The sequence below is a fragment of the Asticcacaulis aquaticus genome (assembly GCF_028550415.1).
GTDB lineage: Bacteria > Pseudomonadota > Alphaproteobacteria > Caulobacterales > Caulobacteraceae > Asticcacaulis > Asticcacaulis aquaticus.
The window spans coordinates 317,557-333,029 of record NZ_JAQQKX010000001.1 but is presented as its reverse complement, the minus strand read 5'-3'; the positions used below and the strand labels follow the sequence as shown (position 1 = coordinate 333,029).

The 15,473-nt window shown below is 60.3% G+C and carries 10 protein-coding genes; 7 read left to right on the top strand and 3 right to left on the bottom strand.

The window, feature by feature from the left end:
* Window positions 1-23 precede the first annotated feature (23 nt).
* From PQU92_RS01605 to PQU92_RS01580, 6 genes are all read left to right on the top strand, one after another.
* Window positions 24-464 carry a hypothetical protein gene (locus tag PQU92_RS01605; RefSeq protein ID WP_272746466.1) on the top strand — a complete coding sequence of 147 codons (441 nt, stop codon included), beginning with the start codon at window positions 24-26 and terminating at the stop codon, window positions 462-464.
* Window positions 461-1,078, top strand: a complete 618-nt coding sequence (locus tag PQU92_RS01600; protein ID WP_272746465.1) for a hypothetical protein — start codon at window positions 461-463, stop codon at window positions 1,076-1,078. The genes PQU92_RS01605 and PQU92_RS01600 overlap by 4 nt, the downstream gene beginning before the upstream one ends.
* A gap of 82 nt (window positions 1,079-1,160) precedes the next feature.
* Window positions 1,161-1,808: a hypothetical protein gene (locus tag PQU92_RS01595; protein ID WP_272746464.1), complete on the top strand. Its 648-nt coding sequence runs from the start codon at window positions 1,161-1,163 to the stop codon at window positions 1,806-1,808.
* A 277-nt stretch (window positions 1,809-2,085) separates the two neighbouring features.
* Window positions 2,086-6,159: a DNA-directed RNA polymerase subunit beta gene (gene rpoB / locus PQU92_RS01590; RefSeq protein ID WP_272746463.1), complete on the top strand. Its 4,074-nt coding sequence runs from the start codon at window positions 2,086-2,088 to the stop codon at window positions 6,157-6,159.
* An 84-nt stretch (window positions 6,160-6,243) separates the two neighbouring features.
* On the top strand, window positions 6,244-10,431 hold the full coding sequence (rpoC, locus tag PQU92_RS01585; RefSeq protein WP_272746462.1) for a DNA-directed RNA polymerase subunit beta': 4,188 nt from the start codon (window positions 6,244-6,246) through the stop codon (window positions 10,429-10,431).
* 236 nt (window positions 10,432-10,667) lie between these two features.
* A complete protein-coding gene (locus PQU92_RS01580; RefSeq protein WP_272746461.1) occupies window positions 10,668-11,864 on the top strand; it encodes a glycoside hydrolase family 88/105 protein in 1,197 nt (398 codons plus the stop codon).
* Here the strand turns inward: PQU92_RS01580 and PQU92_RS01575 are convergent, their stop codons facing one another.
* Together PQU92_RS01575 and PQU92_RS01570 are read right to left on the bottom strand one after the other, a co-directional pair.
* Window positions 11,865-13,052, bottom strand: coding sequence for a low temperature requirement protein A (locus tag PQU92_RS01575; protein WP_272746460.1), 1,188 nt, complete (start codon window positions 13,050-13,052; stop codon window positions 11,865-11,867).
* The gene (locus tag PQU92_RS01570) at window positions 13,049-14,242 is read right to left on the bottom strand and encodes a BaiN/RdsA family NAD(P)/FAD-dependent oxidoreductase (RefSeq protein WP_272746459.1); all 1,194 of its coding nucleotides are present in this window, start codon (window positions 14,240-14,242) and stop codon (window positions 13,049-13,051) included. The genes PQU92_RS01575 and PQU92_RS01570 overlap by 4 nt, the downstream gene beginning before the upstream one ends.
* Window positions 14,243-14,366: 124 nt before the next feature.
* Between PQU92_RS01570 and PQU92_RS01565 the strand changes: the two genes are divergently transcribed.
* Window positions 14,367-14,672, top strand: a complete 306-nt coding sequence (locus PQU92_RS01565; RefSeq protein WP_272746458.1) for an SCP2 sterol-binding domain-containing protein — start codon at window positions 14,367-14,369, stop codon at window positions 14,670-14,672.
* Window positions 14,673-14,727: 55 nt separating this feature from the next.
* Here the strand turns inward: PQU92_RS01565 and PQU92_RS01560 are convergent, their stop codons facing one another.
* The gene (locus tag PQU92_RS01560; protein WP_272746457.1) at window positions 14,728-15,417 is read right to left on the bottom strand and encodes an MBL fold metallo-hydrolase; all 690 of its coding nucleotides are present in this window, start codon (window positions 15,415-15,417) and stop codon (window positions 14,728-14,730) included.
* Between the last annotated feature and the right edge of the window lie 56 nt (window positions 15,418-15,473).

Sequence of the window (15,473 nt, the reverse complement as noted above, 5' to 3'; positions counted from 1 at the left end):
CAAACCCTGTGGTAGATTGCCGCATGACGCCCGAACTCAGACTGTCGCTCGACCTGATCCGCTCGATTATGCCGCAGGACGAACCGTGGTGGATTATCGGCTCGACCGCGCTCTGTCTCAGCGGTGTCGATATCGTCCCAAAGGACGTCGATGTCTTCGCCTCGTCTGCGGTGATCGAGGCGGCGCGGGTGAAGCTAAACGCTACGCCCATGCCGCCGCGCCCGGACGGCAAATTCCGCTCAAACCCCTATTTCCAGCATACACCCGACGGCGGCGTCGAGATCGACTTCATGGGTGATCTGGAGGTGTTTTCAGAGGACGAGTGGAGCAAATTGCAAATTGAAAGCAAAGTGTGGATTGAGGGTTTGCCGTTGCCTTCGCTTGAAGATCAGGCAAAGATTCTGTATCTTTTTGGGAGGGATAAGGATTTGAAGCGTATAGCTTTAATCGGGGGAGCCTATTGAAAAATCTGGTATCAAGAATTGTCTATTGGCTTTGCGCGGCCATGTTTCTTCCGCTTTTCGTTGCTGTTCATATGTCCACCCACGCTAACGAGACCTTGAGGGCTGGTAATCTTTACCTCTGGGGTGATGCCAAAGGGTTGGTTCTGGCTTTGAGCGCCTTGCCGTTTTACAGTCTTGTTCCCATCATAGATGGTGTCACGAATTCTCAACAGCAATCCAAGCCTCGCATTGCCAAGGTTTTATTGGCGAATTTGGCACTGTCCGCTGTGACGGTCGTACTGGCGATAGCTTTATCCGGGATTGTCTCGGCACTTTATATTCTTCCCCTTTTGGTGTCTCAGGCTTTCGGTTCGCTGGTCGCGTTGCCTCTGATTAAACGGTCAAAGCCAGTGTTGGATTTTGGTGTGCCCGTATTCCGGAAGACCGCGCTGACTGACTGGCAGGACCACGGAAGGCGAGCGGTCGCGCTGGTGTTTACCGGGTTATGGCTGTTTCTGGTTTATGAGGACGTCTCCGAAAATGGTTTTGGCATACTGGTCTATTGCCTCGCCGCCTTAGGTGGATGGGGGATCGGAAAGGTCTTTTGGGATACCGGTAATCGGATCGTAAAATAATCATCTATCCCCTCGACTGCCAGAAAAACAGATGGTTCAGGCCTGCAACCATCTGTGGTATGTTGGGCCAGGGGAGGGCGGCATGGATACACCGTCACAGTTTCAGGCCATCATGAACAAGCGCGATCGCGATGTCGGAATCCGGGATATTTCGGAACCGAAAACGATCGGCGTCTACAATACGATGAGCATCGTCGCGGCACTGCTGATTACCAGCCAGTGGCTTGTGTTCATTGCGGTTCACGATGAGGGCGCAAGTCCATGGCGGTATTGGATAGAGCCGCTGACGGTGCCTCTGTTGGCCAATATAGCGGCGTTTGCCAAGGGGAACGACTTCCCCAGCGGCTTATGGATGGCTATCTACCTCCTGAACCCGCTCTTGATTTTAGCGCAGGACAAGCGATTTCCAATGAAGATGTGGGCGGTGGCCGGCGCGCTTAGCATTGGCGCAGGCGCTATATTCGCACCCGCCATGGCCACGCCCTATGCCGTGGTTCAGGCCTTCATCGTCTGGTTTCTCGCGCAGGTGATGGCGACGCAGTTCATTCGTTTGTCGAAAACGTTCAAAATCGTCGCCCATGACAGAGTTGCCGCCGGGTGCTGTTTGTTTGGCAGTCTGATCCTTATGGTTGTCGGCGTGACCGATATTGCGAACTACGTCCTGCCGTTGGTCGCAGGCATTTGTCTCGGTATCTGGATGTGGTTTTACAGGCCCGCTGAGAAAGTTTAAATCTCCTCTCGACAGACGGGGATAAGTAGGCTATGGCACACTCCCTTTTGAGGCGTACTGCGTCTCGATTCAGGCCCGAATGCCGGTTTTATGCTCTTTCCACCGGCGAGGGGTCTCAAGCTTTCTAAAGCGAAAGCCTTTGAAAAACAGCGTCTTTGGCGAGTAATCGCCATAAAAGAGCAGGCGCATGAACGTTTCTCAAAACGCCCCGCGTGCGGGGCAATTTCTAAAATCAAAGCGCGTTTCAACGCCTTCCCAACGCCTTCAAGGAATAACGATGGCCCTGTCGTTCACCGAAAAGAAGCGGATTCGTAAGTCTTTTGGCCGAATCCCCGAAGCGATCCGTATGCCGAACCTGATCGAGGTTCAGCGCTCCTCCTACGAACAGTTCCTGCAACGCTTCGTCCGCGCCGTTGAGCGCGTTGACGACGGTCTGGAAGCCGTGTTCAAGAGCGTCTTCCCGGTCAAGGATTTCAACGAGCGCGCCACGCTCGAATACGTCTCGTACGAATTCGAAGAGCCGAAGTACGACGTCGAAGAGTGCATCCAGCGCGACATCACCTATGCCGCGCCGCTGAAGGTCAAGCTGCGTCTCATCGTGTTCGAAACCGATGAAGACACCGGCGCGCGTTCGGTCAAGGACATCAAGGAGCAGGACGTCTATATGGGCGATATTCCGCTCATGACGGACAAGGGCACCTTCATCGTCAACGGCACCGAGCGCGTCATCGTCTCGCAGATGCACCGTTCGCCGGGCGTCTTCTTCGACCACGACAAGGGCAAGACCCACTCGTCGGGCAAGCTCCTGTTCGGCGCGCGCATCATCCCGTACCGCGGTTCGTGGCTCGACTTCGAATTCGACGCCAAGGACATCCTCTATGTCCGTATCGACCGTCGCCGCAAGCTGCCCGCCACGACCTTCCTGGCCGCGCTGGGCATGGATGGCGAAGAAATCCTGACGACCTTCTACGACGTCGTGCCGTACGAAAAGCGCGAGACCGGCTGGGTCACGCCGTACAAGTTCGAGCGCTGGCGCGGTGTGAAGCCGGACTTCGACCTCATCGACGCCGACAGCGGTGAAGTGGTCGCGCAGGCCGGCACCAAGATCTCGGCCCGTTCGGCCAAGAAGCTGGGCGACACCGTGAAGTCGCTCCTGCTGTCGCCGGACGCGCTCAACGGCAAGTATCTGGCGCGCGACTCGGTCAATTTCGAGACCGGTGAAATCTACGCCGAAGCTGGTGACGAACTGGACGCTGCCGCTATCGGCGTGCTGGAAGCCCAGGGCTTCACCACCATCGACGTGCTCGACATCGACCACGTGACGGTCGGCGCCTATATGCGCAACACCCTGCGCGTGGACAAGAACACGTCGCGTGAAGACGCCTTGTTCGACATCTATCGCGTCATGCGTCCGGGCGAGCCGCCCACGATCGAAGCCGCCGAAGCCATGTTCCAGAGCCTGTTCTTCGAAATTGAGCGCTACGACCTGTCCAGCGTCGGTCGCGTCAAGATGAACATGCGCCTTGAGCAGGACGTGTCGGACGCCGAGCGCGTGCTGCGCAAGGACGACATCCTGAAGATCCTCAAAATCCTCGTCGGTCTGCGCGACGGTCGTGGTGAAATCGACGACATCGACAACCTCGGCAACCGCCGCGTCCGTTCGGTCGGCGAACTGCTGGAAAACCAGTACCGCGTCGGCCTGCTGCGCATGGAACGCGCCATCAAGGAGCGCATGTCCTCGGTCGATATCGACACGGTCATGCCGCACGACCTGATCAACGCCAAGCCGGCCGCCGCCTCGGTGCGCGAATTCTTCGGCTCGTCGCAGCTGTCGCAGTTCATGGACCAGACGAACCCGCTGTCGGAAATCACGCACAAGCGTCGTCTGTCGGCCTTGGGCCCAGGCGGTCTGACGCGTGAGCGCGCGGGCTTCGAAGTCCGCGACGTGCACCCGACGCACTATGGTCGGATCTGCCCGATTGAAACGCCGGAAGGCCCGAACATTGGTCTGATCAACTCGCTGGCCACCCACGCCCGCGTCAACAAGTATGGCTTCATTGAATCGCCCTACCGCCGCGTCATCGACGGGGCCGTGCAGGAAGACGTGACCTACATGTCGGCGATGGAAGAGTCCAAGCACACCATCGCTCAGGCCAATGTTACGATCCAGAACGGCAAGTTCGTCGACGACCTGACGACGGTCCGCATCAACGGCGAAGTGACGCTGGCCGGTGTGGAGCAGGTCGACTATATGGACGTGTCGCCGAAGCAGGTCGTTTCGGTCGCCGCCGCCCTGATCCCGTTCCTTGAAAACGACGACGCCAACCGCGCCCTCATGGGCTCGAACATGCAACGTCAGGCCGTGCCGCTGGTGAAGGCCGACGCGCCGTTCATCGGCACCGGCATGGAATCGGTCGTCGCCCGCGACTCTGGTGCCACCATCGCGGCCCGCCGCACAGGTGTCATCGAACAGGTCGACGCGACGCGTATCGTTGTCCGCGCCACGGAAGAAACCGATCCGGCCAAGCCCGGCGTCGACATCTACCGTCTGTCGAAGTTCCAGCGTTCGAACCAGAACACCTGCATCAACCAGCGCCCGATCGTCAACGTCGGCGACAAGGTTGCTGCCGGTGACATCATCGCCGACGGTCCCTCGACCGATCTGGGCGACCTGGCGCTGGGCCGTAACGTCCTCGTGGCCTTCATGCCGTGGAACGGCTACAACTTCGAAGACTCGATCCTGATTTCGGAACGCATCGTCCGCGACGACATCTTCACCTCTATCCACCTGGAAGAGTTCGAAGTCATGGCCCGCGACACGAAGCTTGGGCCGGAAGAAATCACCCGCGACATCCCGAACGTCGGCGAAGAAGCCCTGCGCAACCTCGACGAAGCCGGTATCGTGGCCATCGGTGCCGAAGTCCAGCCGGGCGATATCCTGGTCGGCAAGGTGACCCCGAAGGGCGAAAGCCCGATGACGCCGGAAGAAAAGCTCCTGCGCGCCATCTTCGGTGAAAAGGCCTCCGACGTCCGCGATACCTCGCTCCGCCTGCCGCCGGGCGTGGCCGGTACGATCGTCGAAGTTCGTGTCTTCAACCGTCACGGCGTCGAAAAAGACGAACGCGCCATGGCGATCGAGCGTCACGAAATCGAACGCCTCGGCAAGGACCGCGACGACGAACTGACCATCCTTGAGCGCAACATCTATGGCCGCCTCAAGGAAGTCATCCTCGGTCAGACCGCTGTCTCCGGCCCGAAGGGTATGGGCCGCGGCGAAGTCACCGAAGAGAAGCTGGGCGAAGTGTCTAAGGGGCTCTGGTGGCAGATCGCGCTCGAAGACGAGAAGCTGATGGGCGAAATCGAAGCCATGAAGCGCCAGTTCGAAGACGCCCGCAAGCGTCTGGACCGTCGCTTCGAGGACAAGGTCGAGAAGCTGCAGCGCGGTGACGAACTGCCGCCGGGCGTCATGAAGATGGTCAAGGTCTTCGTGGCCGTGAAGCGCAAGCTTCAGCCGGGCGACAAGATGGCCGGCCGTCACGGCAACAAGGGGGTTATCTCCAAGATCCTCCCGGTCGAAGACATGCCGTTCCTTGCCGACGGTGAGCACGTCGATATCGTTCTGAACCCGCTGGGCGTGCCTTCGCGCATGAACGTCGGTCAGATCTTCGAAACCCACCTGGGCTGGGCCTGCGCCAATATCGGCAAGCAGATTTCCAACCTGCTCGAAGAGTGGCAGAACGGCGGCCAGAAGCAGGCCCTTATCGATCACCTGAAGGGCGCTTACGGTGCCGATCAGGAGCTTCCGGAAACGGAAGAAGAGCTGATCGAGCTGGCCAAGAACCTCGCGCGCGGCGTGCCGATCGCGACCCCGGTCTTCGACGGTGCACACATCAACGATATCGAGAACATGCTCGAATTCGCCGGTCTCAACCGTTCGGGTCAGTCGATCCTGTTCGACGGTCTGACGGGTGAGCAGTTCAAGCGTCCGGTCACCGTGGGCATCATCTACATGCTCAAGCTGCACCACCTGGTCGACGACAAGATCCACGCCCGCTCCATCGGGCCGTACTCGCTCGTCACCCAGCAGCCGCTGGGCGGTAAGGCGCAGTTCGGCGGTCAGCGCTTCGGGGAAATGGAGGTCTGGGCTCTGGAAGCCTATGGTGCCGCCTACACCCTGCAGGAAATGCTGACCGTGAAGTCGGACGACGTGGCCGGCCGGACCAAGGTGTACGAAGCGATCGTCCGTGGCGACGACAGCTTCGAAGCCGGTATCCCGGAATCGTTCAACGTCCTGATCAAGGAAATGCGTTCGCTGGGTCTCAATGTCGAACTGGAAAATGGTCAAGGGTAAAGGCTGAGGGGCCGCAGGCCCCTCAGACACCCCGTAACCCGTCCAAATCGTTTTACGTGCCACAGGCACAGTTGGAGTACTGGAATGAACCAGGAAGTCCTCAATATTTTCAATCCGGTCCAGGTCGCCCCGACCTTCGACCAGATCCGCATCACCCTGGCGTCGCCTGAAAAGATCCTCTCGTGGTCGTTCGGCGAAATCAAGAAGCCGGAAACCATCAACTACCGTACGTTCAAGCCGGAACGCGACGGCCTGTTCTGCGCCCGTATCTTTGGCCCGACCAAGGACTACGAATGCCTGTGCGGCAAGTACAAGCGCATGAAGTACAAGGGCATCATCTGCGAAAAGTGCGGCGTCGAAGTCACCCTGAGCCGCGTTCGTCGTGAGCGGATGGGCCACATCGAGCTGGCCTCGCCGGTCGCTCACATCTGGTTCCTGAAGTCGCTGCCGTCGCGTATCTCCATGTTCCTCGACATGGCGCTGAAAGACGTCGAGCGCGTCCTGTACTTCGAAAACTACATCGTCACCGAGCCCGGCCTGACGCCGCTGAAGCTGAACACGCTTCTGTCGGAAGACGAGTACTACCGTTATCAGGAAGAATTCGGCGACGACTCGTTCACCGCTGAAATCGGCGCCGAAGCCATCCGCAACATGCTGATGTCGATGAACCTCAACGAGGTCGCCGACAAGCTGCGCGCCGAGCTGGCCGACAATCCCTCGGAAATGAAGGCCAAGAAGGCGTCCAAGCGCCTGAAGCTGATCGAGGCCTTCCTCGAATCCGGCAACAAGCCCGAATGGATGGTCCTGACCGTTGTGCCGGTCATCCCGCCGGAACTGCGTCCGCTGGTGCCGCTGGACGGTGGCCGCTTCGCCACCTCCGACCTGAACGACCTCTATCGCCGCGTCATCAACCGGAACAACCGTTTGAAGCGCCTGATGGAACTGCGCGCGCCGGACATCATCATCCGCAACGAAAAGCGCATGCTTCAGGAGTCGGTCGACGCCCTGTTCGACAACGGCCGTCGTGGCCGCGTCATCACCGGCGCCAACAAGCGTCCGCTGAAGTCGCTCGCCGACATGCTGAAGGGTAAGCAAGGTCGCTTCCGTCAGAACCTGCTCGGCAAGCGCGTCGACTATTCGGGTCGTTCGGTTATCACCGTCGGTCCGGAACTCAAGCTGCACGAGTGCGGCATCCCGAAGAAGATGGCGCTGGAACTGTTCAAGCCGTTCATCTATGCGCGCCTCGACGCCAAGGGCCTGTCGGGCACCGTCAAGCAATCGAAGCGCATGGTCGAGCGCGAGCAGCCGCAGGTGTGGGATATCCTCGAAGAGGTCATCCGTGAGCACCCGGTCCTGCTCAACCGCGCGCCCACGCTCCACCGCCTCGGCATCCAGGCCTTCGAGCCCAAGCTGATCGAAGGCAAGGCGATCCAGCTGCACCCGCTCGTCTGCTCGGCCTTCAACGCCGACTTCGACGGTGACCAGATGGCCGTTCACGTACCGCTGTCGCTCGAAGCCCAGCTCGAAGCGCGCGTCCTGATGATGTCGACCAACAACATCCTGTCGCCCGCCAACGGCAAGCCGATCATCGTCCCGTCGCAGGACATCGTGCTTGGCCTCTACTACCTGTCCCTCGTCAAGGACAAGGAAGCGGGCGAAGGCATGATCTTCGGCGACCTCAACGAAATCCAGCAGGCGCTCGACGCCGGCGTGGTTTCGATGCACGCCAAGATCAAGTGCCGCTTCACCCAGAAGGACGAAGACGGCGTCGTGCGCACCAAGGTCGTTGACACGACCCCGGGCCGCATGAAGATCGGTGCGCTGCTGCCGTACAACGAGAACATCGGCCTCAAGGTTCTGGACAAGACCTTGACCAAGAAGGAAATAGGGAACCTCATCGACATCGTCTACCGCCACTGCGGTCAGAAGGCGACGGTGATCTTCGCCGACCAGATGATGGCGCTGGGCTTCAAAGAAGCGGCTAAGGCCGGTATCTCCTTCGGCAAGGACGACATCGTTATTCCGGAAACCAAGAAGGGTATCGTCGAAGAAACCCGCAAGCTGGTCGAGGAATACGAGCAGCAATACGCCGATGGTCTGATCACCAAGGGTGAGAAGTACAACAAGGTCGTCGACGCCTGGTCGAAGGCGACTGACCGCGTGTCGGACGAAATGATGAAGGAAATCAGCCGCAAGCTGATGACCAAGGATGGCCGTGAAGCCGAGATCAACTCGATCTACATGATGGCCAACTCCGGTGCCCGCGGTTCGCAGGCCCAGATGAAGCAGCTCGGCGGTATGCGCGGCCTGATGGCCAAGCCGTCGGGTGAGATCATCGAAACGCCGATCATCTCGAACTTCAAGGAAGGCCTGTCGGTTCTGGAATACTTCAACTCGACCCACGGCGCCCGTAAGGGCCTCGCGGATACCGCGCTGAAGACCGCCAACTCCGGTTACCTGACCCGTCGTCTCGTTGACGTCGCTCAGGACTGCATCATCATGGAAGAAGACTGCGGCACGACCCGTGGCATCACCATGCGCGCCGTCGTCGAAGGCGGTGACGTGCTGGTGTCGCTCGGCGCGCGCGTCCTCGGCCGCACCACGGCCGAAGACATCCGTGATGTCGCTTCCGGCGAAGTCGTTGTCGCCGCCGACACCTATATCGACGAAAACGTCGTCGAGGAAATCGAAGCCTCGGGCGTTCAGTCGGTGAAGGTCCGCTCGGTCCTGACCTGTGAAGCCGAACTCGGCACCTGCGCGGCCTGCTACGGTCGCGATCTGGCCCGCGGCACGCGCGTCAATATGGGCGAAGCGGTCGGCGTCATCGCGGCGCAGTCGATCGGTGAACCCGGCACGCAGCTGACCATGCGTACCTTCCACATCGGCGGTACCGCATCGGTCGCCGAGCAGTCGTTCTACGAGACGACCTCGGACGGCGTGATCAAGCTGTCGGCGGCCCCCACGGTTCAGGGCGCGCACGGCGATCTGATCTCCATGTCGCGTAACCTGGTCATCACCATCTTCCACGATGGCAAGGATCGCGAAACCTACAAGGTGCCCTACGGCTCGCGTCTGCGCGTCAAGGAAGGCACCGAGGTCAAGAAGGGCCAGCGTCTGGCGGAGTGGGACCCCTATACCACCCCGATCATCACCGAAGTGGGCGGCAAGATCCGTTTCGAAGACCTCACCGACGGTCAGTCCGTCCGCGAGGAAACCGACGAAGCCACGGGTATCACCAACCGCGTCGTCACCGACTTCCGCGCCTCGTCGCGCGCCGCCGATCTGCGTCCGACCATGGGCGTGATCGACGATGCCGGCACCTACAAGCGTCTGGCCAGCGGGGCGGAAGCCCGTTACCTGCTGCCGGTCGGGGCCATTCTCTCCGTCGGCAACGGCGACGAGGTCCGTCCGGGTGAAATCATCGCCCGTATCCCGACCGAAGGCGCCAAGACCCGCGACATCACCGGCGGTCTGCCGCGCGTCGCCGAACTGTTCGAAGCCCGCCGTCCGAAGGACTGCGCCGTCATCGCCGAAATGGATGGCCGCGTCGAATTCGGCCGCGACTACAAGAACAAGCGTCGCATCAAGATCACCCCGGAAGATGGTTCCGAAGCGGTCGAATTCCTGATCCCGAAGGGCAAGCATATCTCCGTCCACGACGGCGATATCATCCAGAAGGGCGACTACATCATCGACGGCAACCCCGATCCGCACGATCTGCTGCGTATTCAGGGCGTCGAGGCTCTGGCCGAATACCTCGTCAACGAGGTGCAGGAAGTCTACCGTCTGCAAGGCGTGCCGATCAACGACAAGCACATCGAAGTCATCGTGCGTCAGATGCTGCAAAAGGTCGAAATCCTCGAACCGGGCGACACGGGCCTCATCCGTGGCGACCACCTGGACAAGGCCGAAGTGGACCTGGAAAACCTCAAGGCGGAACGTCGTGGTGGCCGCGCCGCCCTGACGCAGCCAATCCTGCTGGGGATCACCAAGGCGTCGCTGCAAACCAAGTCGTTCATCTCGGCGGCATCGTTCCAGGAGACCACCCGCGTCCTTACCGACGCCTCGGTCAACGGCAAGATCGATACCCTCGATGGCCTCAAGGAAAACGTCATCGTCGGTCGTCTGATCCCGGCCGGTACGGGCGCCTATCTCCGCTCGCTCCAGCGCGTGGCGATGAAGCGCGACGAAGCTCTGGCGCATCAGCGCGAAGAGACGATGGAGCCGCTGCCGGCGGAAGTCCTGCTCGAAGGGCCCGTGGCCGGAGAGTAAAACTAAGAAAAGGCAAGGGGGCTCGCCCCCTTGACCCCGATACAATCCCTCATACTCCCCCACGTGTGGGGGAGGTGGCAGCCCGAAGGGCTGACGGTGGGGGGCCTTTTTGAAAACCCCTGAGCTTTCGCTCAGGGGTTTTTCTTTGTGCCAAGTAAAGCGTTTGACGGGGGTGGACAGGTCGTATTATGAATTTCAAAGACCTCGCAACATAAGCGACGGCAAGGGAGAAACACATGGATCGACGGACCTTTTGCGCGGCGGCGGCGGCCCTGACCCTGCCGGCCACAACCCACGCCGCCACGCCAGCACCACGTCCGGCATTCCGCCCTCAGGCCAGGACGCTGGAAAGGTTGGCCCGGCTGGGTCGCGACGTTCCGGCGTTCGTAAAATTCTACCTTCCGCATTTTCAGCCCCACACCTCGGTCTGGGGCTATGAAGACGGGGTGGTGTGGACGGGCATTTTACAGCTCTATGACGCCACCGGGGATAAGGCGTTCCTCACCTACGTTTACGACGACATGCACACCCGCGTCGCTGCTGATGGTGCGTTGCCGCTGTTCAAGCCGATGCCGTACAATATCGACATGATCAATGCGGGCCGGGTGCTGCTGCCCTTGCACAAGGCGACCGGCGAGGCGCGCTTTCGCAAGGCGATGGACGTGCAGTTCGAGTCGCTGAAAACTTTCCCACGTACCAAGACCGGCAACTACTGGCACAAGGCGCGCTATCCGTGGCAGGTCTGGCTCGACGGCCTCTATATGGGCCAGCCGTTCCAGACCCAGTATGCCCGCGTGACGAAAAATCCGGCCCTGTTCACCGATACGGTGAACCAGATTAGGACGGTAGAGAAAATCCTGCGTCACCCCGGTAACGGCCTCTACTACCACGGCTGGGACGAAAGCCGCGCGCAGCGCTGGGCCGATCCGAAGACCGGCCTGTCGCCGAATGTCTGGGGCCGCGCCATGGGCTGGTGGGTCTGCGCCCTGATCGACACCTACGACCTGTCGGACGGTTTCGATGCGCAGGGCCGGGCGGATATAGCGCGCATCCTGCGCCAGACGATCGAGGCGCTGCTGGCGGTCCGCAGCCGCGACGGCCTGTGGTATCAGGTCCTCGATCAGGGGACGCGCGCCGGTAATTACGAAGAAGCCTCGGCGTCCGCCATGATCACCTATGCCATCCTGAAAGCCGCGCGTCTTAGCATTGTCGATGCACCGACACGTGCGGCGGGAATGAAAAGCCTTTCGGCATTGATCAACCGCTTCGTCACGCCTACGGCGCTGAACGGTATCTGTCAGGTCGCGGGTCTTGGCGGGACGCCGTACCGCGACGGCAGTTACGACTACTACCTGTCGGAAAAGATCGTCGCCAACGACCCCAAGGGCGTCGGCGCCCTGTTCATGGCCTTGGCCGAGGCGCTGCGGGTGTGATCAGGCTTTTGCGCTCAGGCGGCGATAGAGCCACGGCTCGACCAGCGACACGACCACCAGTACCGCCGCGCTGACAAAGGCCAGACCCAGCGCATTGAGCGGTAAGGCGCAGTAAAATGCGCCTGCCCCCACGCCCGCCAGTGCGACGATACCCAGCAGATGCAAGGGCGCCCATTTCGACGCCGTCACGCGGATAAACAGCAGATTACCGAGCAGGTACAGCGCCGGACCGCCGAGGATCGACGCGATATTGACGATCCCGGCCTCCTCATGCGGGTGCATCAGCACATGCTCGTCACCGACCGCCGTCAGGATGATCCCGGCCACCAGCAACAGATGGATATAGGTATAGGCGACCTGCGCCAGTTCCCCGGGCAATTCGGCGTGGGCGATCTTATGGCTGGCCTTGCTGGCCGTGAGACCGAAATAGAGCCACCACATGGCGATGCAGGTCACGAAGGACTGCAAAAAGGCCAGAGTCGTATCGAGCGACAGGGCTTCGTGCGCGAAGCTGGCCCCCATGACGAGGATCGATTCGCCCAGAGCGATGATCACGAACAACCCGCAGCGTTCGGCCAGATGCTCGCCGTCCACATCCCAGCTGGCGAAGGACGACTTGCCGATCACCGGTATCCAGTAAAAGGCGCGTGGCCCGATATATTCGATGAGTAGCGCCACGGCCCACAGGCCCAGCCGCAGGTCGCCGCTGCTGAACGCGCCCCAGATCCAGAAGATGCCCGAGGTCGCGAACCACACGCTGATGCGGATGAAATTCAGATGGTTCTCATAGCTATGGCCGCGCACGCTGATGGCCATGAACAGCGACCGTCCGACCTGCATGGCCACGTAGCAGCCCGCGAAGATCAGGCCGTGGACGGGGCTCGAAAAGGCCTGCGGCAGGGAGGTGGTCAAACCCAACCCCACCAGCATCAGCACGAACAGCATGACGCGCACCGGGCCGCTTTCGGGGTTCATCCAGTTGGTGACCCACGAGGTATAGATCCACACCCACCACACGGCGAGCAGCAGCAGCACCGTTTCCAGCGCACCGCGCGGCGTGAAATGCGCCAGAAGCGAATGCGACAACTGCGTGATCGCAAATACAAAAACGAGGTCGAAGAACAGTTCGATAAAGCTGACGCGGCCGGAATGGGCGGCGCTACGATCGCGAAACAGAAGAGACGTCATATGGCTTGCCCCGCCGCCCAGCCCGAAGACCAGGCCCACTGAAAATTGTAACCGCCCAGCCAGCCTGTGACATCGAGCGCTTCGCCGACGACGTACAGGCCCGGACACAGGGCGCTTTCAAAGGTTTGCGAAGAGATGTGCTGTGTGTCAATACCGCCGACCGTGACTTCGGCGGTGCGATAGCCTTCGCTGCCGTCGGGGATCAGGCTCCACGGTTGCAGCCACGTATTGATCGCCATCAGTTTCTTGTCCGACAGGTCGGCGATGCGCGTCTCGCCGTCGAGGATCGCGGCTTCGAGAATACGGTCGGAGAGGCGTTTCGGCACGATCTCCGACAGGACATTGGCGATATGCTGACGCGGGGTCGAGCGACGGCGCTCTTTCAGCGTCTCCATCACATTGATATCGGGGCGCAGGTCGATCTCGACGGCCTGACCCGGTGTCCAGTAGGAGGAAATTTGCAGGATCGACGGCCCGGACAAACCGCGATGGGTGAACAGGAATCCGTCATTGAATGATTTCTTGCCGATCCTGACGCGCGCATTCAAAGACACACCGGAAAGCCCTTCTATATATTGCAGTTTTTCACCGCCCAGCGTGAAGGGAACCAGACCGGCGCGGGTAGGGACGATGTCGTGCCCGAACCGGCGTGCCACGTCATAGGCAAAGCCCGTCGCCCCCATCTTGGGGATCGACAGCCCGCCGGTCGCCAGCACCAGATTTTGGCATTCGATAACTGCGCCGGGAACGCTCAGGCGAAAACCCTCCGGTGTCTTTTCCAGATCGCTGACCGGGCTTTGCAGCCACAGTTCGCCGCCGTGGCTTTTGAGATCATCGAGCAGCATATCGATGATATCCATCGCCGAATTATCGCAAAAGAGCTGGTTTTCGGCCTTATGGTGATAGGGAATGCCGCGCGCAATGACACGATCAAGAAAATCCCACGGCGTAAAACGCTTGAGCGCTGATTTGCAAAAGTTCGGATTGGCCGAAATGTAATTCTTCTGAGCCGCGTCCAGATGCGTGAAGTTGCAGCGTCCGCCGCCGGAAATACGGATTTTCTCGGCGGGTGCTTTGGCGTGATCGATGACGACGACGGTGCGCCCGCGTTTGGCGGCCTCGATGGCGGTCATCAGGCCCGCGGCCCCGGCGCCTATGATTACGGCGTCGAATTTACGCGGTGCAGCCATGACTTATCCCAAAAATTTTACCGAGACCTGACCTTAAGTCACACTTGTTGAAACGGAAATTGCCGTTAAGGTCAATTTGAACGGCGCGACTCGCGTCTCATACAAACATCCGGAGGAATGTACCATGACCGATCTGGCCGCCATCACACAAAAAATCGCTTCCGCCGTGGGTGAAAACTCGGGCCTCGGCAAGCGTATCAAGCTTGATTTCGGCGACGATGGCAAGATTCTGATCGATGCCGCCAATGTGCCGAACGTCGTCAGCAACGATGATGGTCCGGCGGATACGACAGTCGTGGTTTCGCTCGACAATCTGATCGCGCTGAAACAGGGGCAACTCGACCCGATGATGGCCTTCATGTCGGGTAAGTTGAAGGTGCTCGGCGACATGGGGATCGCTCAGAAACTGATCCCGCTGCTTAAGGGGTAATCTAATTCAAAAACAAAGGCCTGAGGATAAATCCTCAGGCCTTTTTGTATGTGATTTAACCCGGTCCCGACCGGTTGGGCATCGACGCGGCGATTACGCGATCGCCGACATAGGGATTGCTCTGCCGCTCCTGGGCAAAGCTCGACATCGGTCCGTGGCCGCAGACGAAGCGCACATCGCCCAGAGGCCACAGACGCGTCGTGATGGCCTCGATCAGGTCGGCGTGGTTGCCGCGTGGAAAATCCGTCCGCCCGATAGACCCCTTGAACAGGATATCGCCGACCTGCGCGAACTGCGACGGTGCGTGGTAGAAGATCACGTGACCCGGCGTATGGCCGGGACAATGGATGACCTCCCACGTCGTTTCGCCCAGGGTCACCGTATCGCCGTGGTTCAGCCAGCGATCGGGCTCGAAGCTTTGCGCGTCGTAGATGCCCCAGCGCTGGGCGTCCTCCGGGATGCGCTCGATCCAGAAGCGGTCGTCCTCGTGCGGGCCTTCGACCGGTGCGCCGGTGGCCTCGCGCAGGGCCTGCGTCCCGCCCGCGTGGTCGGCATGACCGTGCGTGACCCAGATTTTCTCCAGCGTCAGGCCGCGCCGCTTGATCTCGTGCAGCACCGGCTCGATATCGCCGCCGGGATCGATGACCGCCGCCTTGTTGGTTTTCGTACACCAGACGACGGTACAGTTCTGTTGTAGCGGCGTGACCGGGGCGACGAACAAGCGGATCGGGGATTCAGCAGTCATAACGATTCCAGTGAGGTTTTGTTCTGCATACACCGCTACGCCTTATCGTAACAGGC